29 protein-coding genes are annotated in these 23,462 nt (G+C 71.4%); 21 read left to right on the forward strand and 8 right to left on the reverse strand.

The window, feature by feature from the left end; all coding sequences use genetic code 11:
* Window positions 1–1,191, forward strand: a complete 1,191-nt coding sequence (locus ACQEU1_RS02045; RefSeq protein WP_433195563.1) for a CynX/NimT family MFS transporter — start codon at window positions 1–3, stop codon at window positions 1,189–1,191.
* Here ACQEU1_RS02045 and ACQEU1_RS02050 read toward each other — a convergent pair.
* Window positions 1,164–1,865, reverse strand: a complete 702-nt coding sequence (locus ACQEU1_RS02050) for an SDR family oxidoreductase (protein ID WP_433195565.1) — start codon at window positions 1,863–1,865, stop codon at window positions 1,164–1,166. The two genes, ACQEU1_RS02045 and ACQEU1_RS02050, sit on opposite strands and share 28 nt — an antisense overlap.
* Window positions 1,866–2,004: 139 nt before the next feature.
* Here ACQEU1_RS02050 and ACQEU1_RS02055 point away from each other — a divergent pair, with 139 nt between their 5' ends.
* Entirely contained in the window at window positions 2,005–2,985 is a 981-nt protein-coding gene (locus tag ACQEU1_RS02055; protein ID WP_433195567.1) for an Lrp/AsnC family transcriptional regulator, read from the forward strand.
* On the opposite strand, the gene ACQEU1_RS02060 is transcribed toward ACQEU1_RS02055, so the two are convergent.
* Genes ACQEU1_RS02060 through ACQEU1_RS02075 form a run of 4 tightly spaced genes read right to left on the reverse strand, consistent with a single transcriptional unit; the run spans window position 2,933 to window position 6,351 of the window.
* A complete protein-coding gene (locus ACQEU1_RS02060; protein ID WP_433195569.1) occupies window positions 2,933–3,604 on the reverse strand; it encodes a CoA transferase subunit B in 672 nt (223 codons plus the stop codon). The genes ACQEU1_RS02055 and ACQEU1_RS02060 overlap by 53 nt on opposite strands.
* Before the next feature lies 1 nt (window position 3,605).
* Window positions 3,606–4,382 (reverse strand): CoA transferase subunit A, encoded by a 777-nt coding sequence (locus ACQEU1_RS02065; protein WP_433195571.1) that lies wholly within the window; start codon window positions 4,380–4,382, stop codon window positions 3,606–3,608.
* Window positions 4,379–5,140: a 3-oxoadipate enol-lactonase gene (gene pcaD / locus ACQEU1_RS02070; protein WP_433195573.1), complete on the reverse strand. Its 762-nt coding sequence runs from the start codon at window positions 5,138–5,140 to the stop codon at window positions 4,379–4,381. Before pcaD ends, ACQEU1_RS02065 begins: the two co-directional genes overlap by 4 nt.
* The gene (locus tag ACQEU1_RS02075) at window positions 5,140–6,351 is read right to left on the reverse strand and encodes an acetyl-CoA C-acetyltransferase (RefSeq protein ID WP_433195575.1); all 1,212 of its coding nucleotides are present in this window, start codon (window positions 6,349–6,351) and stop codon (window positions 5,140–5,142) included. The genes pcaD and ACQEU1_RS02075 overlap by 1 nt, the downstream gene beginning before the upstream one ends.
* Before the next feature lie 79 nt (window positions 6,352–6,430).
* On the opposite strand from ACQEU1_RS02075, the gene ACQEU1_RS02080 reads away from it, so the two are divergent.
* Window positions 6,431–7,312 carry a LysR substrate-binding domain-containing protein gene (locus ACQEU1_RS02080; RefSeq protein WP_433195577.1) on the forward strand — a complete coding sequence of 294 codons (882 nt, stop codon included), beginning with the start codon at window positions 6,431–6,433 and terminating at the stop codon, window positions 7,310–7,312.
* Window positions 7,313–7,453: 141 nt separating this feature from the next.
* On the opposite strand, the gene ACQEU1_RS02085 is transcribed toward ACQEU1_RS02080, so the two are convergent.
* Window positions 7,454–8,344, reverse strand: a complete 891-nt coding sequence (locus ACQEU1_RS02085) for a hypothetical protein (protein ID WP_433195579.1) — start codon at window positions 8,342–8,344, stop codon at window positions 7,454–7,456.
* Complete coding sequence (locus ACQEU1_RS02090; RefSeq protein ID WP_433195581.1) at window positions 8,341–9,159, reverse strand: MerR family transcriptional regulator; 819 nt, start codon at window positions 9,157–9,159, stop codon at window positions 8,341–8,343. Before ACQEU1_RS02090 ends, ACQEU1_RS02085 begins: the two co-directional genes overlap by 4 nt.
* Before the next feature lie 120 nt (window positions 9,160–9,279).
* On the opposite strand from ACQEU1_RS02090, the gene ACQEU1_RS02095 reads away from it, so the two are divergent.
* The 18 genes from ACQEU1_RS02095 (at window position 9,280) to ACQEU1_RS02180 (ending at window position 21,778) form a co-directional block, all read left to right on the forward strand.
* Window positions 9,280–9,759, forward strand: coding sequence for a hypothetical protein (locus ACQEU1_RS02095; protein ID WP_433195583.1), 480 nt, complete (start codon window positions 9,280–9,282; stop codon window positions 9,757–9,759).
* A gap of 71 nt (window positions 9,760–9,830) precedes the next feature.
* Entirely contained in the window at window positions 9,831–10,271 is a 441-nt protein-coding gene (locus ACQEU1_RS02100) for a hypothetical protein (protein ID WP_433195585.1), read from the forward strand.
* Between the two features lie 60 nt (window positions 10,272–10,331).
* Window positions 10,332–10,625: an ArsR/SmtB family transcription factor gene (locus ACQEU1_RS02105; RefSeq protein WP_433195587.1), complete on the forward strand. Its 294-nt coding sequence runs from the start codon at window positions 10,332–10,334 to the stop codon at window positions 10,623–10,625.
* Window positions 10,622–11,008 carry a VOC family protein gene (locus ACQEU1_RS02110; RefSeq protein WP_433195589.1) on the forward strand — a complete coding sequence of 129 codons (387 nt, stop codon included), beginning with the start codon at window positions 10,622–10,624 and terminating at the stop codon, window positions 11,006–11,008. Before ACQEU1_RS02105 ends, ACQEU1_RS02110 begins: the two co-directional genes overlap by 4 nt.
* A 76-nt stretch (window positions 11,009–11,084) precedes the next feature.
* Window positions 11,085–12,092: a DJ-1/PfpI family protein gene (locus ACQEU1_RS02115; protein ID WP_433195591.1), complete on the forward strand. Its 1,008-nt coding sequence runs from the start codon at window positions 11,085–11,087 to the stop codon at window positions 12,090–12,092.
* Window positions 12,093–12,204: 112 nt separating this feature from the next.
* Entirely contained in the window at window positions 12,205–13,224 is a 1,020-nt protein-coding gene (locus ACQEU1_RS02120) for a DJ-1/PfpI family protein (protein WP_433195593.1), read from the forward strand.
* A 25-nt stretch (window positions 13,225–13,249) separates the two neighbouring features.
* Window positions 13,250–13,681, forward strand: coding sequence for a nuclear transport factor 2 family protein (locus tag ACQEU1_RS02125; protein ID WP_433195595.1), 432 nt, complete (start codon window positions 13,250–13,252; stop codon window positions 13,679–13,681).
* Window positions 13,682–13,691: 10 nt separating this feature from the next.
* Window positions 13,692–14,165, forward strand: coding sequence for a nuclear transport factor 2 family protein (locus tag ACQEU1_RS02130; protein WP_433195597.1), 474 nt, complete (start codon window positions 13,692–13,694; stop codon window positions 14,163–14,165).
* 19 nt (window positions 14,166–14,184) lie between these two features.
* Window positions 14,185–15,702 (forward strand): toluene monooxygenase, encoded by a 1,518-nt coding sequence (locus ACQEU1_RS02135; RefSeq protein ID WP_433195599.1) that lies wholly within the window; start codon window positions 14,185–14,187, stop codon window positions 15,700–15,702.
* 4 nt (window positions 15,703–15,706) lie between these two features.
* Window positions 15,707–15,991: a toluene-4-monooxygenase system B family protein gene (locus ACQEU1_RS02140; RefSeq protein ID WP_433195601.1), complete on the forward strand. Its 285-nt coding sequence runs from the start codon at window positions 15,707–15,709 to the stop codon at window positions 15,989–15,991.
* Window positions 15,988–16,272, forward strand: coding sequence for an MmoB/DmpM family protein (locus ACQEU1_RS02145; protein ID WP_433195603.1), 285 nt, complete (start codon window positions 15,988–15,990; stop codon window positions 16,270–16,272). The genes ACQEU1_RS02140 and ACQEU1_RS02145 overlap by 4 nt, the downstream gene beginning before the upstream one ends.
* On the forward strand, window positions 16,269–17,270 hold the full coding sequence (locus tag ACQEU1_RS02150; protein ID WP_433195605.1) for a toluene hydroxylase: 1,002 nt from the start codon (window positions 16,269–16,271) through the stop codon (window positions 17,268–17,270). The genes ACQEU1_RS02145 and ACQEU1_RS02150 overlap by 4 nt, the downstream gene beginning before the upstream one ends.
* A 7-nt stretch (window positions 17,271–17,277) precedes the next feature.
* Complete coding sequence (locus ACQEU1_RS02155) at window positions 17,278–17,613, forward strand: Rieske 2Fe-2S domain-containing protein (RefSeq protein ID WP_433195607.1); 336 nt, start codon at window positions 17,278–17,280, stop codon at window positions 17,611–17,613.
* Window positions 17,610–18,848, forward strand: a complete 1,239-nt coding sequence (locus ACQEU1_RS02160; RefSeq protein WP_433195609.1) for an NAD(P)/FAD-dependent oxidoreductase — start codon at window positions 17,610–17,612, stop codon at window positions 18,846–18,848. The genes ACQEU1_RS02155 and ACQEU1_RS02160 overlap by 4 nt, the downstream gene beginning before the upstream one ends.
* On the forward strand, window positions 18,845–19,570 hold the full coding sequence (locus ACQEU1_RS02165) for an iron-sulfur cluster assembly protein (RefSeq protein ID WP_433195611.1): 726 nt from the start codon (window positions 18,845–18,847) through the stop codon (window positions 19,568–19,570). Before ACQEU1_RS02160 ends, ACQEU1_RS02165 begins: the two co-directional genes overlap by 4 nt.
* Window positions 19,571–19,582: 12 nt before the next feature.
* Window positions 19,583–19,960, forward strand: coding sequence for a nuclear transport factor 2 family protein (locus ACQEU1_RS02170; protein WP_433195613.1), 378 nt, complete (start codon window positions 19,583–19,585; stop codon window positions 19,958–19,960).
* Window positions 19,961–20,017: 57 nt separating this feature from the next.
* Window positions 20,018–20,989 (forward strand): AraC family transcriptional regulator, encoded by a 972-nt coding sequence (locus ACQEU1_RS02175; RefSeq protein ID WP_433195615.1) that lies wholly within the window; start codon window positions 20,018–20,020, stop codon window positions 20,987–20,989.
* An 81-nt stretch (window positions 20,990–21,070) separates the two neighbouring features.
* Window positions 21,071–21,778, forward strand: coding sequence for a type 1 glutamine amidotransferase domain-containing protein (locus tag ACQEU1_RS02180; protein WP_433195617.1), 708 nt, complete (start codon window positions 21,071–21,073; stop codon window positions 21,776–21,778).
* Here ACQEU1_RS02180 and ACQEU1_RS02185 read toward each other — a convergent pair.
* A complete protein-coding gene (locus ACQEU1_RS02185) occupies window positions 21,775–23,424 on the reverse strand; it encodes a helix-turn-helix domain-containing protein (RefSeq protein ID WP_433195619.1) in 1,650 nt (549 codons plus the stop codon). The genes ACQEU1_RS02180 and ACQEU1_RS02185 overlap by 4 nt on opposite strands.
* Window positions 23,425–23,462: the final 38 nt, after the last annotated feature.

Below are 23,462 nucleotides of genomic sequence, written 5' to 3' on the forward strand. Positions count from 1 at the left end.
ATGAACACGCGCACGGCCCGGACGGGTCTGCTGGTCGCGCTGGTGTTCCTGGTCGCGCTCAACCTCCGGCCGGCCTTGACCGCGGTGGGTCCGCTGCTGCCGCGGATCGGCGAGGAGACCGGGCTTTCCGAAGGGGCGCAGGGGTTTCTGGGCGCGTTGCCGTTGCTGGCGTTCGCGGCGATCTCTCCGCTGGTGCAGCATCCCGCGCGGCGGTTCGGGCTCGAGCGCACGCTGCTGGTCGCGCTGGTGGTGCTGGCGATCGGCACGGCGGCGAGGGCCGTGGCCGGGGACATCGGCCTGTGGGTGGGGACGGCGGTCGCCGGGTGTGCGATCGCGGTCGGCAACGTGCTGGTGCCGACGATCGTCAAGCGGGACTACCGCGACCACGTGTCGCTCGCGACGGGCGTCTACTCGGCCTGCATCACCGTGGGGGCCTCGGTCGCGTCCGCGGTGGCGGTTCCGCTCTCGCACGGCGTGGGCTGGCGTGGTGCGTTGGCGTTCTGGGCGGTTCCCGCGCTCGTCGCCGCCGTGATCTGGCTGCCGCGCGCCTGGCTCGGCGGCCCCGCCGCGCCCGCCGGTGAGGCGCGGGCGACGGTGAGCGTGTGGCGTCAGCCGACCGCGTGGCTGGTCACGGCGTTCATGGGGCTCCAGTCCACGACGTTCTACGTCATGGTCACGTGGCTGCCCACGATCGAGATGTCCGAGGGCGTGCCGGCCGAACGCGCCGGGCTGCACCTCTTCGTCTATCAGCTGGTCGGGGTCGGCGCGGGCCTCGCGATCCCGCGCCTGATGCGGCACGGGGACGACCTGGTCGTCGCCGCCGTGACGGCCAGCGTGCCGATGGTCGCCGGGGTGGCGGGTCTGCTGCTGATGCCGCGGTGGAGCATCGTGTGGGCGGTGATCGCCGGGCTCGGCACCGGGGCCGCGCTGGTCGTCGCGCTCACGTTGATCAGCCTGCGTGGCCGCGGCCAGCACGGCACCACGCAGTTGTCCGGCATGGCGCAGTCCCTCGGGTACCTGCTCGCCGCGGCCGGTCCGGTGCTCGCCGGGTTCCTCGCCGAGCACACCGGGACGTGGACGGCGTCTCTCGTCCTGGTGGGTGTGCTCGGCCTGGTCCAGGTCGGCGTCGGGGTGGCGGCGGGGCGGGTGCCGCGAGGCGCGCTTCACCAGGGCACGACCTCGCCGCGGTAGTCGAGGAACCGCAGGCCGGGCGTGCCGAGCTGGTCCAGCATCACGGTGACGAGCCGGGGAATGCTGTCCTCGATGGCGAGCGGGGCGTCGGGTCCGCCCAGGTCGGTGCGGATCCAGCCGGGCGCGGTGAGCAGCAGCGTGCGCTTCGGTTCCGGCTGGCGGGCCGCGTAGCCGCGCATGAGCTGGTTGAGGGCCGACTTGCTGGCGCGGTAGATCTCGCGCTGCCCGAGCTCGTTGTTGGTGATGCTGCCCTGGCCCGACGACATGACGCCGAGCAGGCCGGTCGGGCTGACGAGGTCCTGCAACGCCTCGATCACGCGCATCGGGTTGAGGGCGTTGGTGAGCATGACGGAGGTGAAGTCGTCGTTCGTGACCTCGCCGATCGTCACGTTCTGGTCCTCGGTGGTGATGCCCGCGTTGACGAACACGGCGTCCAGCTCACGGCCGTCGAGGCGGCGGCGGAGCGCGGCGATCTGCTCGGGCTCGCCGATGTCGAGCGTCTCGATCTCCACGCCGCCGTTCGCGGCGAGGTCGTGGAGCTTCGTGTGCCCGCTGCCGGGCCGGACGGTGCCGATGACGTGCCACCCCTGGAGGTGGAACTGCTCCGCGAGGGCGTGGCCCAGGCCGCGTCCGGCGGCGACGATCAGGATCGTGGGGGAGGTGCTGAGGGACAAGATCCGGCTCCTTCGTTCGGTCGCGTCCCAGAGTGCGCCGCGGGCACCTTCCGAACTGCCCAGATCCGCGTCGCTTCGTAGGATCACCACCATGAACGGGCCTCAGATCGCTGATTCCGCCATCCTGGAGCCAGAGGACGTGAGAATCATTCGCGCGCTCCAGATCGATCCGAGGATCAGCTTCGCGACGGTCGCGAGCGTGCTGGGCCTGTCCGAGCTCACCGTCGCCCGCCGCTACCGCCGCATGGTGCGGACCGGGATGATCAGGGTGATCGGCGTGGTCGACCCCGGTGCGCTGGGGCAGAGCAGGTGGATGGTGCGCCTGCGCTGCCGGCCGGGCAGCGCGACGGCGATGGCCGAATCGCTGGCACAGCGCGAGGACATCAGCTGGGTCGCCCTCAGCGCGGCCGGTGCCGAGGTCACGTTCGCGGTGCGCTCCCGGTCGCAGGAGCAGCGCGACGACCTGCTCAGCCACCGGCTGCCGCGCGCCGCGGCCGTGCTCGACCTCCAGGCCTCGGCGATCCTGCACCAGTTCGTCGGCGGTCGCGGCCACTACTGGGCCGCGCTCACCGGAGCCCTGACCGCGGAGCAGGAGGCCGCGCTGGGATCGGCCGGCAACCCGTTCACCGAACGTCCTGCCGTGCGACAGGTCCAGCTCAGCGCGCAGGACGAGAAGGTGCTCGCCGCTCTCGCCGCGGACGGGCGAGCGAGCTTCGTGGACCTCGGCGCCGCCTCCGGCCTCACGCCCGGCCGCGCGGCACGGCGGATGCACGCACTGGTCGCCGCCGGAGTCGTGCACGTCGACGTCGAGGTCGCCCCGGAGGCGCTGGGTTTCCGCACGCGCGCGAACCTGTGGCTGCGGGTGCACCCCGGCAGGATCAAGGAGGTCGGCCGGGCCACGGCCGGGATGCCCGAGGTCGGGTTCGCCGCGGCCGTCACCGGGCCGCACAACCTGCACGCCGTCGTGCAGTGCCGCGACCTCGACCACCTCTTCGAGTTCACCACCGGCCGGCTCGGCGGCCTGCCGGGGGTGGAGACCATGGAGGTCAGCCCGGTGCTGCGGCAGCTCAAGCAGGCGGGGACACGAGTGGACGGTGACCGGCTGACGAGTCCTGGCTGACCGGCGCCCCGGTCCTCGCGACGACGTCCTCGGCCGTGACGCCGGGCGCGAGCTCGACCAGCCGGAACGCGCCGTCCTCTACGTCCAGCACGGCCAGGTCGGTGATCACCCGTGAGACGACCCGGCGTCCGGTGAGCGGCAGCGTGCAGGTCGCGACGAGCTTGGCGTCGCCGTTGCGGGCGTTGTGCTCCATCAGGACGATGACCCGGCGCGCGCCGCTGACGAGGTCCATCGCGCCGCCCATGCCCTTGACCATGGAGCCGGGCACCATCCAGTTGGCGAGGTCGCCGTGCGCGGAGACCTGCATGCCGCCGAGGACCGCGGTGTCGATGTGGCCGCCGCGGATCATGGCGAAGCTGGTGGGGGAGTCGAAGAACGACGCCCCCGGCAGCACGCTGACGGTCTGCTTGCCGGCGTTGATCAGGTCGGGGTCGACCTCGTCGTCGTAGGGGAACGGGCCGACGCCGAGGATGCCGTTCTCCGCGTGCAGCGTGACGGTCGAGCCCTCTGGCAGGTGGTCGGGGATCAGCGTCGGCAGGCCGATGCCGAGGTTGACGTACTCGCCGTCGCGCAGCTCGAGCGCGGCGCGGGCGGCCATCTCGTCGCGGGTCCAGGCCATGTCAGTTCGCCTCCTGGCGCGCGCGGGTGGTGCGCTTCTCGATGTCCTTGCGGGCGGCCTGCTCCGGGGTGAGCGCGACGACGTGCTGCACGAACACGCCCGGCAGGTGCACCTGGTCGGGGTGGATCTCGCCGACCTCGACGACGCGTTCGGCCTCGACGACGGTGAACCGGCCCGCCATCGCGGCGGCGGGGTTGAAGTTGCGGGCGGCGGCGTGGAAGACGCAGTTGCCCGCGCGGTCGGCGATCGCGGCGCGGATGAGCGCGACGTCGGTGACGATCGACTCCTCCAGCACCATCTCCTTGCCGTGGAACGTCCGCACCTCCTTGGGAGGAGAGGAGATCGCGACCGTGCCGTCCGCGTTGTACCGCCACGGCAGGCCGCCCTCGGAGACGAGCGTGCCGACGCCGGTGGGGGTGTAGAAGGCGCCCACGCCGGAACCACCCGCGCGCAGCCGTTCCGCGAGCGTCCCCTGTGGAGTGAGCTCGACGGTGAGTTCGCCCGCGAGGTACTGGCGGGCGAACTCCTTGTTCTCGCCCACGTACGACGCGATCACGCGGCTGATCCGGCGGCTTTCCAGCAGCAGGCCGAGGCCCGCGCCGTCGACGCCGCAGTTGTTGGAGACGATCGTGAGGTCGTCGGCTCCCTGCTCCAGCAGCGCCTCGATGAGGAACCACGGGATGCCCGCGAGCCCGAACCCGCCGACCGCGACGCTGGCGCCGGAGCGGATGCCGGCCACCGCCTCGGCGGGTCCGCTGACCACCTTGTCCAGACTCATGAGATCTCCTTGGTGAGGTGGTCGAGCAGCGCGGGGGTGACGACGTCGGGGCGTTCGGCGTTGGCGAGGTGGGCCGCGTCCGGCACGACCAGCAGGCGGCCGTCCCGCACGGACGTGGCGATGTGCTCCAGGTGCGGGGGCGGGGTGGCCGGGTCGTCGGCGCCCGCGATCGCGAGCGTGGGTGCGGTGATCCGGTGCAGGTCGGCGCGTTGGTCCATGGCGGCGATCGCCTCGCAGCACCCCGCGTACCCCTCCGGTGACGTGGCCGCGACCATCGCCTCCCAGCGCGCGCGGTCGCGGTGGGCCGGCGTGAACCAGCGGTCGACCACGGCCTTCGCGACGGCCTGGGTGCCCTCCGCGCGGACCAGGGCCGCGCGGTCGGTCCAGTTCGAGGCCGGGCCCAGGTGCGCGCTGGTGCACAGGACGGCGAGCCGGTCGACGCGTTCGGGGTTGCGGGTGGCGACGCGCAGGGCCGTCATGCCGCCGAGCGACAGGCCGACCAGGTGCGCCTTCGCGACGTTCAGGCGGTTGAGCAGCACGACGAGGTCGGTGGCGAGCGCGTCGATGGTCGCCGGGCCGGGGAGAACGGGGGAGCGGCCGTGCCCGCGCGTGTCGTAGCGGACGACCCGGAAGTGCTCCTCGAGCGCGGGAACGGTGGCGTCCCACATCTCCAGGGTCGAGCCGAGCGAGTTGGACAGCACCACGACCGGGCCGCCGGGGTCGCCGCTGACGACGTGGTGGACCTCGGCGACGGCCATCAGCGCACCGCCTCGAAGACCGCGGCGAGGCCCTGGCCGCCGCCGATGCACATCGTCTCCAGGCCGTACCGGCTGCCGCGGCGGTGCATCTCGTGCGCGAGCGTGGCGAGGATCCGCGCGCCGGTCGCGCCCACCGGGTGGCCGAGCGAGATGCCGGACCCGTTGGGGTTGAGGCGTTCGTCGGCGCTGTCGACCTTCCACTCGCGCAGCACGGCGAGCACCTGGGCGGCGAACGCCTCGTTGAGCTCGATCACGTCCATGTCGTCGAGGGTGAGCCCGGCGCGGTCGAGCGCGGCCTGCGAGGCGGGAACGGGGCCGATGCCCATGACCTCCGGCCCGACCCCGGCGACGGCCCACGACCTCAGCGCGAGCATCGGCCGCAGTCCGCGCTTCTCGGCCTCGGCGCGGGTCGTGACGACGCACAGCGCGGCGCCGTCGTTCTGGCCGCTCGCGTTGCCCGCCGTGACGGTGGACTCGGCGTCGATCTTCAGCCGCACCGGCCGCAGCCTGGCCAGGTCGTCGATAGTGGTCTCAGGCCGTGGGTGCTCGTCGCGGCCGACGACGACATCGGGCTTGCGCCCGCCCGGAACGGTGATCGGGACGAGTTCGCCGGCGAACCTGCCGGCCTCGTGCGCGGCACCCCAGCGCTGCTGCGACCGGACCGCGTACTCGTCCTGCTCGGCCCGCGAGATGCCGTACTCACGCCGCAGGTTCTCGGCCGTCTCCAGCATGCCGCCGGGCACCGGGTGGAACTTCCCGCCGGCCGTCTCCCGCGCGCGGTCGAGCCGGTCGGCGAGCTGCACGCCGCCGCTGCGGATGCCCGTGCGCAACCCCAGCGCGTAGTGCTCCACCTGCGACATCGACTCCACGCCACCGGCGACGACCACGTTCGCCGCTCCGGTCGCGACCTGCGCCGCCGCGTACAGCACCGCCTGCAGGCCGGAGCCGCAGCGCCGGTCGATCTGCAGCCCGGGAACGCCGACGCCGAGGCCCGCGTCGAGTGCCGCGACCCGGCCGACCGCGGGCGACTCGCCGTTCGGGTAGCTCTGCCCGAGCACGACGTCGTCGACATCACCCTCGCCGAGTCCCGTGCGCCGCACCAGTTCCGTGAGCACGGCGGTGGCGAGGTCGGCGGCGCTCAGCGAGGACAGGGCCCCGCCGAACCGTCCGACCGGGGTGCGGAGGGGCTCGCAGATCACGACGTCGGTCATGTCCTCGACCCTAGGACGCCGCTCTCATATGCGGAAATACTCATTTCGCTGTTGTTGAGACTCTGGGAGTATCAATCGAGTGGAACTCCGTCACCTGCGCTACTTCGTCGCGGTCGCCGAGGAGCGGCACTTCGGGCGGGCCGCCGAACGCCTGCACATGGCCCAGCCGCCGCTGTCGCAGCAGATCCAGCAGCTGGAGGCCGAGCTCGGCGTGACGTTGCTGCGCCGCACGACCCGCAAGGTCGAGCTCACCGAGGCCGGCACCGTCTACCTGGACCGCGCGCGAGCCGTGCTGTCCGCTGTGGACGATGCCGGCGCGGAGGCGGTGCGGGTGGCGGAAGGACGGCAGGGACGCCTGGTCGTCGGGTGCGTCGGCTCCGCGACCTACAGCCTGCTGCCCGCGTTCGCCCGCGTGCTGCGCGACGAGCTCCCTGCCGTCGACTTCGTGTTCCGCGGCGAGATGCTGGCGCCGGACCAGCTGGAGTCGTTGCTCGCCCGCCGCATCGACCTGGCCCTGCTGCGACCGCCGGTCGAGCACCCGGACGTGCGAGTCCGGACCCTGCGCCGGGACGGGTTCATCGTGGCGCTGCCGGACGGCCACCGACTGGCCGGCCGCCGGCGGCTGAAGATCGAGGACCTGCGCGACGAAGACCTGATCGTGCACGCCGCGCAGGGCCGTTCCGTCATGCACGGCATCGTCGCGGACCTGTGCCGCGCGGCCGGGTTCGCGCCGCGGATCCGCCACGAGGTCGCCGAGACGTCCACGCTCGTCACGTTCGTCGCGTCCGGACTCGGCGTCGCCGTGGTCCCGCAACCCGTGGCGGAGCTGGGCGTGCCGGGCACGACCTACCGTCCGTTGGCGGGAAGGGACGGCATCGACCTGATGGCCGCCGTACGGGCCGATGACGACTCACCGGTGCTCGCCCGCGCACTGGGGCTGCTGGAACGGTTCGCCGACTAGTCGCCACGCCCCGGAAGACCACCCGCAGGTACCGGCCCCCGGCCGCCGCGCCGGCGTTTGCCGAGAAGATCAGCGCACTGCTCGCGTCCGCCACCCGCGAGACGGAGGCGCACGAGGCGGTCGACATCAGCCGGTTCTCGGCTACGAGTGGTCGATCCGCAGCCGGGAGAAGCCCCTGGCCCTGAACAGCGCCTTGCCGTCCTTCTTGAACGGGTTGCCGCAGTTGACGAACGTGATGTCCGTCAGCTTCTGGCACTCCAGCAACGCCTCGACGTGCACGATCCGCTTCGAGTTCAGGACCGTCAGCTGCGTCAGCTCGGGCAGCCGCCGGAACACCTCGCAGTCGATCTCGGCACGAATCCCGTTGAGCCGCAACGACTCCAACGACGGCATCGAGGCGAGCCGGGCCACCGGGAAGTCACGTCCGGTGCCGCCGATCTCCAGCACCCGCAACGGCGCGGGCAGGTGCTCGAAGAGGTCGACGTTCTTCAGGTCCTCCACCTCGAGGTGCCGCAACGTCGGCAGGCCCGCGATCCGCCGCAGCACCGCGCCGTCCCCGGAGACGTTGGTGTGCAGGAACTCGAGCGGCGGCAACGGATCGACCACCTGAGGCAACCGCGGTGCCGAGTAGGAGGTCACCCACATCAGCGCCCGCAGCGCGGGCACCGCGACGTCGGCGAGGGGGATCTGGGGAACCTGCCCATCGGCGTTGCCGATCACGAGCGACCTCAGCCGCGGCGACGTCAGGTGCGTCACGAGCGGTGCGGGCAAGGTCAACGACTCCAGGTTCGTCAGCTCGGGCAGGTAGGACGGCAGCACCGCCTTCCGCAGCTGGGCTTCCGTCGGACACAGGGCGAGACTGCGCACCCGCCCCAGGTCCTCGGCCCGCGGCGACCCCCGCCACGGAATCCGGACGGCGCCGTCCTCCGTGTAGTGGTCGCACTCGTCGGCGTTGCCGACGCAGAAGACCTCGTCACCGTCGAACGGCCCGAGGTACCGCTCGCGGCTCGCGGCGAAGACGTCGGTGGTCACGAGCCGTCCTGCCCGAGAAGCCGCCCCGTCAGCTCGACGCACCGCAGCCGGGCAGGGGAGAAGTCGTACGGCATCTTGGTGAACGCCTCGTAGGCGCTCATCAGCAGGTCGTGCTCCTCGTCGCTCTCGAAGAGCTCCTCCTCGGCCACGTCCAGCCCGGCCGCCGCACCGGCTCGCTCGAGCGCCTTGTAGTGCGCGAACCGCTGCAAGGCCAGTTCCTCGACGCGGGGGTCGTCAGGCTCGACCCCGTCGTCCAGCTCGGCCTCGGCCGCGTCGAGGCGGTCGTCCTCGGCCCGCAGCTCGGGATGCGTGGCCAGCACGATGAACGTGCTCGCCTGAACCGCCGCGGCCACCGGCCCGAAGATCCGCTCGGTGACCATCAACGTGTCCACATCGGACGGCCGCACCGCACCGGCGGGCAGATGGCGGAGCCGATCCGTCACGAGCTCCGACAACAACCCCAGCGGGCTGCCCACAGCGCGCAACCGCTGCACCACCGCGCGCTGCCGCTGGATGCGGGCCTCCTGCGCCGCCAGGCTCTCGTCGAGGCGCCGCAGGTTCTCGTCGACGTCCTGGGAACCGTCGAACGCCGCCCGCACGTCGTCGAGCCCGACCCCGGCCTCCGCCATCCGCCGAACCCACAGCAGCCGGATCATGTCGTCGTAGCCGTACCGACGACGGCCGTCCGCACCCCGTTCGGGCTCCGGCAGCAGGCCGATCTGGTGGTAGTGGCGGATCGCCCGCGGCGTCGTGCCGGCGAAGGCGGCGGCGTCGCCGATCTTGACCTGGCGGGGCGGCGTGAACGAGAGGTGCATCGTGGACGGTGCCTTTCGGGCTGTGGTGCCTCAAAGAACACCACATGCCGCTACGTCACCTGCAACACGTGCGATCATGGCCGCCGCGCCGCACAACCAGGCGCGACTCCGGGGGAACAAGTGAGAACCAAGCTCGCAGCAGCGCTGGCGGCGCTCGCGCTCGTGACCGCGTGCGGCACCGACGTGCCCGCAGGACTGGCCGCGAAGATCGAGTCGGGCTGCCCGGGCCTGCTCAAGCCCGAACCGGTGGCGGTCATCACCGAGGGCTTCCAGGTCTCGCAGGTGGGCTCCGCGGAGCCCGACAGCTGCGAGGTCTTCGTGTCGACCGGCAAGAAGGTGCTCGCCCTGGGCCTGCTGGCGCACGCGAGCCAGGAGGAGTCGGAGCGCCTCACCCCGATGCTCTGCACCAGCGGGGTGCTCGACGCGAAGACCAGGTCGTGCGAGGCCACGCCACCCGGAGAAGGCGGACTGTCGGTCCACGCCGTCGCCGGCCGGTGGAACGTGCGGGTGCAGGTGTCCGAGGTCCAGATCGACGACGAGATCAAGGCGGCCGTGCAGCAGATCGTCGAAGACCTCAGGAGCTCCGACAAGACCAGGTGACACCCGCCTCGACGCCGTCCAGCGCGCACCCGCGACCGGGATCTGGCGATCGGGAGCGCTAGTTTGCTCGCGTGAGCTCTCTTGACGACGTGGCCGAACGCGACGGCTGGCGGTGCTGGGTGTGCGACGAGCCGGTCGACCCCGGCATGTCGGTGAACGACCCGCGCGGCCCCAGCGTGGACAGCCGGACCGCCGACCGGAAGGCGAAGGTCGCCGAGCGCCTCGCCCACCGCGGCTGCAACACCCGCAAGGGCGCGGTCAAGGTGGTCATCGCCTGGCCGGAACGCCTGCACGTGGCCGAGCCCGCGCCGCTGATCACCGTCGCCGGCCGGCTGGAACGCAAGGGCGGACGCGAGCTCGTGGCCCGGTGTCCCACGCGGCAGGACGCCCAGGAGGCGGCGGAGTGGCTGGAGGACCGCTTCTCCCGCCTGGTGCCGGGGCTGCCGGTGACCGCCGGTGTCGAGGCGGGCGGTGGCCAGTTCCTCGTAGTCCTGTCGACCGGCCGTCGCTGACCGGATCAATAGGCAAGTGACGGCTTGCAGGTAAGTCGTCACTTGCCTATGGTGGGTGCCGTGGAAGAGGAGCTGTTCAAGGCGCTGGCCGATCCGAACCGGCGGCGCATCCTCGACGAGCTGACGGAACGCGACGGGCAGACGTTGTTCGAGATCTGCACGCGCCTGCTGACCAAGCACGGGCTGAGCCTCACCCGGCAGGCCGTCAGCCAGCACCTGGCCGTGCTGGAGCAGGCCGGTCTGGTCCGCTCGCGCCGCGAGGGCCGTTACAAGTTCCACGACCTCGACACCGCACCGCTTGAGCACGTCGTCACCCGATGGCTCAGGCCGAGACCACCGGAGGGCACCGCATGAGGATCCACCTGACCAGCGTCTTCGTCGACGACCAGGACAAGGCGCTCGCGTTCTACACCGACGTGCTCGGCTTCGTGAAGAAGACCGAGGTGCCGATCGGCGCGGACCGCTGGCTCACCGTCGTCTCGCCGGAGGACCTCGACGGCACCGAGCTGCTGCTCGAGCCGGACGGCCACCCCGCCGTGCGGCCGTACAAGACGGCGCTGGTCGAGGACGGCATCCCGGCCACCCAGTTCGCGGTGGACGACGTGCGCAAGGAGTTCGAACGGCTGAGCGGGCTCGGGGTGCGGTTCACCCAGGAACCGCTGGAGATGGGGCCGGTCACCACGGCGGTGCTGGACGACACCTGCGGCAACCTGATCCAGATCGTCCAGCACGGCTGAGGTGCCCGGCGGGCGATTCTGCGGTGTAATCCCACGGCGCCGGGCGCGATGACGGGTCCGGCGTGGGAGGGAACACGTGCCTCGCATCGCCTACCTGGTCTCCGGCGCCCGGGAGATCGACCTCCTGGACGGCGCCGCCCACCCGGCGGGGTACTGGGCCGAGCAGGCGCTCACGCCGTACGACCTGTTCGTGGCGAACGGCGCCGACGTCGTCGTGATGACCCCGGACGGCAGCGCGCCCGTCATCGAGCCGTGCAGCCTCGAGCCGTGCTTCCACCACCCGGCCGAGGACCGCGGCTACTTCGCGTCGGTGTGCCGGACCTTCCACCGCCACCCGGACCGCATCCGCGTCACGCTGCACCACGCCACCGAGCTCGACCTGGTGGCCGCGCGCAGGATCGCCCGCCGGCTCGAGGTGGCCGGCCGGTCGGCGGAGCAGGCGCACGAGCTCGTCAGCCAGGCCGCCAAGATCGCGTGGCGGCAGGACCGCAGGCTGGTCGACGTGATGCTGGCCGGGCTGGACGGTGGGCTCACCGAGGCGTCGCTGCGGCAGGCCGTCGAGGAGCTGGCCGTGGTGAGCGCCGCGGAGGCGGCGGACCGGAAGGCCAGGCTGGAGGACCTCGACGGCTTCCGCGAGCCGGTGGCGCTCGCCGAACTCACCGATGCCGAGCTCGGCGGGTTCGACGCGGTGTTCGCTCCCGGCGGGCACGGCGCGATGGTGGATCTGCCGGAAAGTCCTGCCGTGGCACGGCTTCTGCGCGTACTGCACCGGAGGGGCGCGACCATCGCGACGCTCGGTCAGGCCGCGGCGCTGCTCCTCGCCGCACCGGACGGGGTGGACGGCCGGTGGCTGTTCGAGGGCTTCCGGCTCACCTGCGCCACGAACGAGGAAGAGGACCAGAGCGCGTTCTGCCTGCCGTGGTACGTCGCCTCCGCGCTGCAGAACGCGGGGGCCGTGCTCGACGACGCGGACTCGGCGTGGGCGTCCCACGTGGTCGTGGACCGCAATCTCATCACCGGCCAGAACCTGTACTCGACCGAGGCGACGGCCGGGGCGGTCGCGAAGGCGCTCGGCCTGGTCTGAGCCCCCGCGTGCAGGAATTCGCAACTCGTCAGCCGGATTCTGCGATGTAAGTCGGATCACCGACCGGCATGGTTTCTCTTGTCTTCACCAGCCCGTCACCGGGAGGAACCCAATGCCGCGAATCGCCTTTCTCGTGTCCGGCGCGCGGGAGATCGACCTGCGGGACAGCAGCAACCATCCGACGGGGTACTGGCTCGAGGAGGCGCTGCTCTCGTACGAGCGGTTCGTGGCGGCGGGTGCCGAGGTCGTCGTCATGACGCCGGACGGCACCGCGCCGGTCCCCGACCCGTACGGCCTGCGGCACGTCTTCCACTACCCGGCGCAGGACCGCGACTACTTCGCCTCGGTCTACCGCACCTTCCACCACGACCCGGACGACATCCGGATCACGCTGCACCACACCACGGAGCTGAACCTGGTGGCCGGGCGGCGGATCGCGCAACGGCTCGTGGCCGCCGGCAGGACCGTCGCGCAGGCACACGACCTGGTCAGCCGGGCGGCGAAGATCGCGTGGCGGCAGGACCGGGACCTGGTCGAGGTGATGCGCGCCGAGGGCCTCGACGGCGGCCTGCCCGAGACGTCGCTCCACGAAGCCGTCGCCGAGCTGAACGCCGAGAGCCAGGCCGTCGCCGACGACAGGCTGGCCAGGGCGAACGCGATCGAGGGCTTCCGCTCCCCGGTGGCGCTCGCCAGCCTGCGCGACGACGAGCTCGGCGCGTTCGACGCGATGTTCGCTCCGGGCGGCCACGGCCCGATGGTCGACCTGCCGGACAACCCCGATGTGGCGAGGTTGCTGAACGCGCTGCACGCCAAGGGCGCCACGATCTCGGCCCTGTGCCACGCGCCCGCGTTGCTGCTCGCCGCACCCGACCGCATCGACGGCCAGTGGCTGTTCGAGGGGTTCCGGCTCACCTCCTACACCAACGAGGAGGAGGACCAGAACGAGATCGGCAGGCTCGGCCTGCCGTGGCTGCTCGCGTCGGCCCTGCAGAACGCGGGCGCGATCTTCGACGACGCGCCCTACCCGTGGGCCTCGCACGTCGTCGTCGACCGGAACCTGATCACCGGCCAGAACCCGTACTCCACCGAGGCGACCGCCGACGCCGTCCTGAAGTCGTTGGCGCTGCTGTGAACCCGTGCGACCAGAGGAGCCAGCCATGACCACGACCGCACGCCAGACGGTCGAAGCGTTCCTGACCGGGTTCCGGTTGAAGGACGTGCCCGCCGCGATGTCCACTGTGGACGACAACGCCGTGGTGACCGTCTTCCCGCTCAAGGTCCGCGACAGCGGGAAGAACGTCATCGGCACCCTCCTGCACGACGTCGTCACCGCCTTCCCCGACCTGCTGGTCACGGTGAAGAGCGTCATCGAGGCCGGCAGGGTCGTCGTCGCCGAGTTCAAGATCGAGGGCACCCAGTCGGCCGACTTCCTCGACGCCATCAACCAGGAGAAGCACCTCGACCTGGACACCGCGTGGCGGTTCACCGTCGAGGACGACCGCATCGTCGGCGTCGAGGCCTACTGGTGCCAGAACCAGCTCTACCGCCGGCTGGCCGTGAAGCGCCAGGACCACGTGACGATCGTCTGAAGGAGACACCGTGACGCAGCAGCTGGACCGTCCCGCCACCCGCACGCCCGTCGACGTCGTCACCGAGTTCTTCGACCGCTACCGCGAACGCGACGTCGTGTCGATGACGGACCTGTGCACCGACAACGCCGACTTCTCCTACATCCCCTTCGAGGTCTGGGCCAAGCAGCGCGTGGTCCGCGGTGACGGCAAGGTCCGCACCATCGGCAGGGTCATCTGGAGCGGCCTGATCAACGCGTTCCCCGACCTGGGCAACACGATCCACCACATCGACGGCAACGACGAGGGCGACGTCGTCGTCGCCTGCGACATCACCGGCACCCAGCAGTCCGCGTGGGGCTTCATCTCCGCCAAGGGCCAGTACTTCGCCGAGCCCCACCTCTTCCTGGTGCACGTCGACGAGGACGGCCTGATCGACAGCATCAGGGCCTACTGGGACAACGCGGGCGTCAACCGCCAGCTCGGCCACTTCGAAGTCGACTGAGAGAGGACATCGAGAGACCATGGCGCTTCTCAAGCGGGAAGAGTGGGAAGGCTTCGTCCGCGACGTCGACTGGACGCTGTCCTACGTGGACGACGAGGCGGTCTACCCGGACTGGCTGACCGGCAGCGGCAAGGTGCCGCGCGAGGCCTGGGCGAAGTGGGAGGAGGGCTACAAGGTCTCCTACCCGGAGTACGTGTACACCCAGCGGGAGAAGGAGTCCGCGACCTACGCCGTCAAGGCGGCGTTGCAGCGCACCGCGACCTTCGACCACCTGGACGAGGGCTGGAAGTCCTCCACGAAGATGCACTTCGGCGGCGTCGCCCAGGTCGAGTACACCGCCATGCTCGCCGAGCTGAAGATGGCCCGCTTCGGCCTCAACGGCGCCTGGCGCAACATGGCCGTCTACGGGCAGCTGGACGAGCTGCGGCACCAGAACCTCACGACGTTCTTCGGCCACGAGCTGGTGGCCAAGGACCCGCAGTTCGACTGGACGCAGAAGACATACAGCACCAACGACTGGGTGCCGATCGCGCTGCGCACCCTGTTCGACGGCTTCATGACCACCTCGAACGTCGTCGACTGCGCGCTGATGCTGCCGCTCACGTTCGAGACCGGCTTCACCAACCTCCAGTTCGTCGCGCTCTCGGCGGACGCGCTGGAGGCGGGCGACGTCAACTTCGCCAGCATGATCTCGTCGATCCAGACCGACGAGGCCCGGCACTCCCAGCAGGGCGTCGCCACCCTGGAGATCCTGGTCGAGCACGACCCGGCCCGCGCCCAGTGGGTGATCGACAAGGGTTTCTGGGCCAACGCCAGGGCGTTCGCCGCGCTGACCGGGCCGGCCATGGACTACTACACCCCGCTGGAGCACCGGAAGCAGTCGTACCGGGAGTTCATGGAGGAGTGGATCGTCGACCAGTTCGTCCGCACGATCGAGGACTACGGCCTGAAGAAGCCGTGGTTCTGGGACGAGTTCATGCGCGGCCTCGACACCTGGCACCACTCCCTCCACATGGGACTGTGGTGGTGGCGGCCGACCCTGTGGTGGAAGCCGAAGGCCGGTGTCTCCCAAGACGAACGCGACTGGTTGCGGGAGAAGTACCCCAACTGGGAGACCGTCTACGGCGACAAGTGGGACGTCATCATCGACAACATCAACGCCAACAACGTCGAGGCCACGCTGCCGGAGACGTTGCCGTGGCTGTGCTCCACCTGCCACCTGCCCATGTGCAACCCCACCCAGTCGCGGGACGGCACGTGGCGCATCCGGGACCGCTCGCTCGACTACAACGGCCAGAAGTACCACTTCTGCAGCAACGGCTGCCGCCAGATCTGGTGGAAGGACCGCGACAACGTCAACCACCTGACCCTGGTCGACCGGTTCCTCGCCGGGCAGATCCAGCCGATGACCGTGCCCGGTCTGCTCGACTACATGGGCATCACGCCGGACGTCATGGGCGACGACCCGGACTACGAGGCCTGGACCAAGGACTACGCCGGTCGCGAGGCCAGCGGCCTGATCGTGGCGGGGCGGTGACGAGATGAGCGAGCAGACAGCCGCACCGGAACTGGTGCCCCTCAACGCCATCTTCTCCACGGACTTCGTCGCGATCCTGGTCCCGGTGACCACCGCGAACACGATGGACGAGGTGGCCGCGGCGGTCGCCCACCACTCCGAGGGCCGCCGGGTGCGGGCCCTCCCGCACCCGAAGGTCGTCATCCACAACGGCCGCAAGCTGCCCGGCCACCTGACCGTCGCCGAGGCGGGCATCAAGCCGCTCGACCACGTCGCCGTCGAGTACGAGATCCCCGGAGGCGCGTCGTGAAGAACCCCGTGGGACCGGTGCTGCGGCACGGCGACGAGGTCGACCAGATCATCGCCGCCATCGAGGACGACAACCCGGACGCCGAGATCGAGGTCATCGACCGCGGCGCCTACATCCGGGTGCAGGCCGAGGGCAGGCTCGAGCTGACCGAGGCGACCCTGCAGGAATACCTGGGATCCGACTACCGGATCCGTTCGCTGGAGGTCTCCATGTCCTCCTTCGCGGGGCGCGTGCGCACCGGCAGCGACCACATCGTCTGGGAGAGCGGGGCAAAGGCATGAGCGGGCCCGTGAAGAGGCAGCGCAAGCTGCGCACGTTCAGCGCGTTCGGCGACGTCCGCCGGATGCCCAGCGAGTACGAGATCGTCACGCACTCGCAGAACTGGAACACCCGCGCCGGCAAGAGCAGCGTGTTCGAGCAGAACCCGTCCTCGCCGGGCAACCTGTGGTTCCTCACCTACCGCGAGCACTCGCCGCTGCAGGCCGACGACTGGGAGGGCTTCCGCGACCCCGACAAGATCGCCTACCGCGCGTACGTCAACCTCCAGGCCACCGCGCAGACCAAGCTCGACGGCGTGATGGAGATGTACGCCGACGCGGACGAAACCCTGCCACAGCACCAGGTCGAACGGCTCAGGTCGCTGCTGACGCCGTCGCGCTACCTCGTCCACGGCTTCCAGCAGGCCGAGGCCTACGTCGGCTACATCGGCCCGAGCTCGTACGTCACGAGTGCCGCCGGCTATGCCAACGCCGACTTCCTGCGCCGCGTCACCGTCGTCGCCTACCGGACGCGGGCGTTGCAGATCGCCCACCCCGGTTCCGGCATCGGCGAGAACGAGCGGGAGCTCTGGGAGCGGCACCCGGCGTGGCAGCCCGCGCGCAAGGCCGTCGAACGGGCGCTGGTCGCCTACGACTGGGGCGAGGCGTTCACCTCGCTCAACCTCGTCCTCGCCCCGACGCTGGACGACCTGCTGCTGCGCCAGTTCGGCGCGGTGAGCCGGGCGGCGGGGGACGAGCAGTCGTGGTTGCTCAGCGGGCTCCTGGACGCGGACAGCCGCAGGCGCGACCGGTGGAGTGCGGCGCTGGCCCGCTACGCCCTGGACCAGCGCGCCGCCAACGAGAAGCCGTTGCGCAAGTGGATCGACCGCTGGTCCGCGATGGCCGACGAGGCGGTCGAGGCACTCGCCCCGCTGCTCGGCAGGCCGGCCGAGGAGGTCGTCGCGCAGGCACGCGCGGCCAGGGAGTCGTTGCACAGCGGCATTTTCGACGCGGCGAGGTGAGACGGAGATGAGCGAGACCGTGACGGAGCAGCTCACCGGGTGGCACGAGGTGTCGCACCTCGACGAGCTGTGGGAGGGCGAGATGCTCGCCGTCGACGTGGAGGGCAGGTCCGTCCTCCTCGTGAACATGGACGGCGACGTGCTGGCGTACCAGAACCGCTGCCCGCACCAGGAGTGGCCGCTCGCGGACGGTGAGCTGGACGGCCGCAAGCTCACCTGCGCGCAGCACCTCTGGGAGTTCGACGTGTGCACGGCCAAGGGCATCAACCCGGCCACGGCCACCCTCGTCGGCTACGACTGCAAGGTCGACGACGAGGGCGCGATCTCGGTGCGTGTGCGGTGAACGGGTTCGTGCTGGTCGGGGGCGGGGTCGCGGCGGCGGCCACCGCCGCCGGCCTGCGGTCCGCCGGGTACGACGGCAGGGTGTCGCTGGTCTCCGACGAGCTGCACCTGCCCTACGAGCGGCCGCCGCTGTCGAAGCAGTACCTCGCCGGGAGTTTCGGGTTGGAGGACTTCCAGGCCAACCCGTCCGGCTGGTACGCGGACAACGACGTCGAGGTGCTCCTCGGCACGCGGGTCGAGGAGCTCGACCCTGCCGGGCGGAAGGTGCGGCTGTCCGACGGCGGCTCGCTGGCCTACGACGCCCTGGTCCTCGCCACGGGCGTGCGGGCCAGGACGTTGCCCGGCTTCACCGGGGACCGCGTCCACTCGCTCCGGTCCGTCGCCGACTCCCAGCGCCTGGGCGCGAAGCTCGCGCCGGGGCGGCACCTGGTGATCCTCGGCGCGGGCTTCATCGGGTGCGAGGTGGCCGCCATCGCCGCCGCGCGAGGCGTGCGCGTCACCGTCTTCGAACCCGAGGCACGGCCGCTCGCCCGCGTGCTGGGCCCCGAGTTCGGTGCCGCGGTGGTGGGCATCCACGGCGACCGCGGCGTCGAGATCCGGGCAGGGCAGCTGATCACGTCGATGACGGAGACGGCGGCGGGGCTCGAACTGCGGACCGGGGACGGCGAGGTCGTCGAGTGCGACGACCTGCTCGTCGGCGTCGGCTCGCTGCCCAACACCGAGCTCGCCGTCGCCGCCGGGATCGAGGTGAACGGCGGCATCGTCACCGACGAGTTCGGCCGCACCAGCGCGCCGGACGTCTTCGCGATCGGCGACGTCGCCTCCCGGTTCCACCCCGCCTGCGGGCGCACGGTCCGGGTCGAGCACCACGACACGGCGATGCGGCACGGGGCCAACGCCGCCAGGAACCTGATGGGCGAGGCGGTGCCGTTCACCGACAGCCACTACTTCTGGTCCGACCAGTACGACCACAGCATCAAGTCCGTCGGCCACGCGGGCCCGGACGCGACCAAGGTCCTGCGGGGCTCGGTCGAGGACCGCTCGTTCTCGGTGTTCTCCCTGGAGGACGGGCGGGTCACGGCCGTGGTCACCCTCGACCGGCTCGGTGACCTCATGACCACCCGCAAGCTGCTCGGCGCGCCGCACGAGGTGTCCGCCGCCCAACTCGCCGACGACGGGTTCGACCTGAAGAGCCTGCTGCCCCAGCGGACGCGACGAACGGAGGCACGGCGATGACCGCTCTGGCCGAGGCCGTCGACATCACCGTCCGGGAGGAGCAGGTCCGGATCGCGCGGGACGACGCGCAGGCCGCGTTGCGGCGGGTGCTGGGCAGGCCCGCCGGCGAGGCGCGTGCCCGGCTGCGGTTCGGTCCGGGCGTCACCTGCGAGCAGCTGGCGCGCGTGCTCGACAAGGCACTGGTTCGCGCGCAGCAGCATGGCCTGGCCGCGGACGCGCTGGTGCTGGCCGCGGGAACGGCCGTGGCGGCGGAGGACATCGTCCGGATCCGCCGCAAGGCGCACGGCGTCGCGGACTGGATCAGCAGTCCCACCAGCGACGTGACCCTCGTGCTGCGGCCGTCGGGGCTGGCGGCGGCCGTGGAGGTCGTGCCGGAACCGCCGCGGGTGCCCGTGGTCCGCGAGCACGTCCCGGAGACCGAGGCCGAGCTGGCGGTCCGCGAGGCGCTCTACGACGTCGTCGACCCGGACCTCGGCGTCAACGTCGTCGACCTGGGCTTCGTCCGCCAGGTCCGGATCGGTGACGACGGCGTCGCGACCATCACGATGACGCTGACGTCGGCGGCGTGCCCGCTGACGGCGGTGATGGAACGCAACGTCCACGCCGTGCTCGCCGGCCGCGACCTCGTCCTGGAGTGGGAGTGGCTGCCCGCCTGGAAGCCGTCCGACATCAGCCCCGACGGCCGTGAACAGCTCCAGGCCATCGGTTTCTCGGCGTTCTGACTTGGAGGAGCGATGACCACGATGTCCGTCGCGACGCTGGACGCGATCATGGACGCGTTCAACGCCCACGACCTCGACGCGATCATGGAGTTCTTCGTCGAGGACTGCACCTTCGACACCTCGCGCGGCCCCGAGCCGTGGGGCAGGCGCCTGGTCGGCAAGCAGGCCGTCCGCGAGGGCCTGGCCGCGCGCTTCTCCGCCATCCCCGACGTGCGCTACGCCGCCGACCGGCACTGGGTCAGCGGTGACCTGGGCGTGTCCGAGTGGCTGGTCACCGGCACCACCACCGACGGCACCGAGGTGAGGGCACGCGGCTGCGACCTCTGGGAGTTCCGCGGCGGCAAGATCGTCCGCAAGGACTCGTACTGGAAGACCGTTGACCCGTCCTGACCAGCGACGAACGGCCGAACGCAGGAGTAGGGTGCAGCGCAGGACCAGGAGGCTGGCATGACCGAGTTCCTCAACCCGCTGGAGTTCCGGATCAGCTCCGGAGACCTCGTCCGGGAGCTGAAGTCCCGCGCTGACCAGGTCGGGACCAACGACGGGCTGTGGCCCGGCCTCACGATCTACCGGTTCGACGAGCCGGTGGCACCGCTGTGGGAGGAGGTCCGCGAGCTGCACCTGTGCGTGATCGCCCAGGGCCGCAAGCGGGTCACCCAGGGCGGGGTCGCGCACTACTACGACCCGTTCACCTACCTCGCCATCAGCGGCAACGAGCCCTTCCTGACCGAGATCGTCGAGGCCAGCAGGGAGAAGCCGTTCCTGTCGTTCGGCCTGCAGCTCGACAACGACCTGGTCCGCAGCATCTCGTCCGACATCATCGCGGAACGCCGGACCACGGCGTTCACCCGCGAGCCCGCCGAGGCCGTGCCGCCGCCCTCGTTCGTCTCGGCGCTCGACCGGGACATGATGGACGCGATCCTCCGCTTCCTCCGCGCCCTGTCGACCGGGGCGGACCGCCGCGTGCTGGCGCCGACGTACCTCAAGGAGATCGTCTACCGCGCCCTGCAGGCCGAGCAGTACTCGCGGCTCGTCGGCCGGGCGGCGCGGGAGAGCGCGGCCAACCCGGTCAGCGCGATCATCGCCTACGTGTGCGAGCACATCGCGGAACCGTTGAGCGTCAACGACATGGCCGAGCGGGCCTTCATGAGCCCGTCCGCGTTCTCGCACCTGTTCCGCGACGTCACCGGCCGCTCGCCGTACCAGTTCGTGAAGGAGATGCGGCTCAACAAGGCCCGCGAACTGCTGGTGGAGGACGAGTCCAACGTCACCCAGATCTCGAAGGCCGTCGGCTACCGCAGCACCTCGCACTTCATCAACGAGTTCCGCGACCGCTTCGGCGTGACGCCCCGCGCGTTCGGCGACTCCCTGTCCAGCGGCGAACTCCCGCCGGTCGGCAGGCTCGACCAGGCCAACTAGCGCCCGTTGCCGGCGGAGCACCCGTCGACCGGGTGTTCCGTAGTTTGCGCGCGCTTCCGTTCACCCAGAAGGACTTCTGCCATGACGCACGTTCTCATCGCGGTCACCGGAGCCGACCACTGGACCCTGGCGGACGGCACCCGCCACCCGAGCGGCTACTGGCCGGAGGAGCTGAGCACCCCGTACCACGTCTTCGCCGACGCGGGCTTCGCCATCACCCTCGCCACCCCCGGCGGCGTGAAGCCGACAGCGGACGAGGCGGGCTTCAACCCCGAGTACCACGGCGGCAGTTCCGAAGAGGCGCAACGGGTTCGGCTGCACCTGGAGTCGATCGCCGCCCGGCACACGCCCCTGGCGCTGGAGGACGTCGACGTCGCCGGGTACGACCTCGTCTTCGTCCCCGGCGGATGGGGTCCGATGGAGGACCTCGCCGTCTCCCCGGGTTTCGGCGCGCTGCTGCGCCGCTTCACCGAGGCGGGCAAGCCGGTGGCCGCCGTGTGCCACGGTCCCGCCGCGTTGCTCCCGGCCCGTGCCGGCAACGGCGACTGGCTCTTCCGCGGCCGCCAGGTCACCGGCTTCAGCAACGTCGAGGAACACGCCGTCGGCACCGCCCCGCTGGCCAAGTGGCTGGTGGAGGACCGGCTGCGGGCCGAGGGCGGCCACTACCGCAGCGCGCCGGAGGACTGGGCGGAGTTCGTGGTCGTCGACGGCAACCTCTACACCGGCCAGAACCCCAGCTCGGCCCGCGCCCTCGCCGAACGGCTGGTGCACGACACCGCGAGCTCCTAGGTCCTGTGCAGGCGGGGCCGCCCGGCCAGTGCCGTCCAGAGGTGCGGGTCGACGTCGTCCGAGGGGAACTGGGCGACCATGTGGCGCACGCACCGTTCGATCTTGAGGCGCCACAGGCGGGCGGCCTCGTTGCCGTCGGAGCGTTGCAGCGCCTCGAAAACGGCGGCGTCCTCGGCGGTGATGACGTCGAAGGCCTGGCGGTAGTCCATGTCGAGCAGGTTGACGAACATCCAGAGGCGCGCGGTGGAGCGTTCGAAGGTGCCCGCGGCCTGGGGGAGGTCCGCGGTGCGGGCGAGCGCGTCCTGGAACCACAGGTCGACCGCCCGGATGCGGTGGTGGTCGCGGTCGTGGGCGGCGGCGCGGACCTCGTCGAGCATCGCCGCCGCGGGGGCGAGGACCTCGGGGCCGAACATGGCGACCCTGCGCAGCAGGAGCGCGCCGAGGCTCGCGCGCAGGGCGTAGACGTCGAGGACGTCCTGGGCGGTGACGACCGGGATCCTGGCCGCCCCGGTGGGCAGCAGATCGAGCAGACCTTCCTCCGCCAACGCCCGCAGGGCCGTGCGGACGGCCCGGCGCGAACAGCCGAGACCGGTGGCGAGCGGTGCCTCGCGGACGCGCTCACCGGCGACGAGCGGGCCGGCCAGCAGGGTCTCGCGCAGCCGTTCCACCAGCGGATCGGTGGTGAGCTCGGCCGCGGAAGGCCGGACTGTGCGCGCGGCGGGCGCCGGTGAGTCACTGTCACGGCCGCTGATGGGCGCGCTGTAGGAGGCACCCGGAGCGGCCGCGAGCGCGAACGGCCGCGCCGCCGGCGTCCAGGTCGTCGACCAGGTCAGCAGGGCGTCGCGCAGCCTCGATGGGCCCGGCGCGGGGGAGTGCGCGCCGGCCAGCAGCCGGTGGACCTCCTCGACCCACGCCCGCGCATCGGGGGCGTAGTGCCAGTGCGGGCCTCCCGGCGCCGAGGTGCCGCAGACGAGCAGGCGCACCTTCGGGCCGGTCGCGACCCCGTCCAGGAACGACGGCGGTGGCGCGGTACCTCTGAGCCTGGCGAACGCGCAGGCGACGGCCAGGACGTGCGCGGGCTCGTCGTCGTGACCGAAGAGCCGGGAGGTCGTGACCGGTCCGGTGCCGGTGGTCACGGCGAGCACGCACACCGGTGGCGCGACGTACAGGCCGACGACCTCCTCGACGTTGTCCGGCAACGACCACGGCCGGCGCGAACCCGGCTGCGACCGTCCGATGTGGAACGTCCGCCAGATCCTGTTGACGGTGCTCTGGCTCAGCCCGGTCTCGGCCGCGGTGGACCGGGTCGTCCAGCGCGCCTGGCCGTGCGGCGGCGGGGTGAGCGTGCGGATGAGGACGTGCGCGACCGTGTCGTCGTCGGCCGCGGGAGGGCGGCCTGCGCGGGGTTGTTCAGCGAGGCCCGCGAGCCGGTCTGCCAGGAACCGCGACCGCCACTTGCCGACCATGTCGCGGGAGACGCCCAGCAGGCGGGCGACGTCGGCGTTCGTGGGTTCGGACTCGCACGCCAGCACGATCTGCGCGCGCTGGGCCAGTGCCTGGGCGCAGGTGCGGCTGCGGGTCCACGCCCGCAGCGCGGCCCGTTCCTCGTCGGTGAGGACGACGGCGCCCTGAGGACGTCCGGCCATGGCCCGGAAGCGTAGGCGAACTTCTGACTCAGGTGAAG

Origin of the sequence: Lentzea sp. CA-135723, assembly GCF_050936595.1 — a bacterium.
Classification (GTDB): Bacteria; Actinomycetota; Actinomycetes; order Mycobacteriales; family Pseudonocardiaceae; genus Lentzea.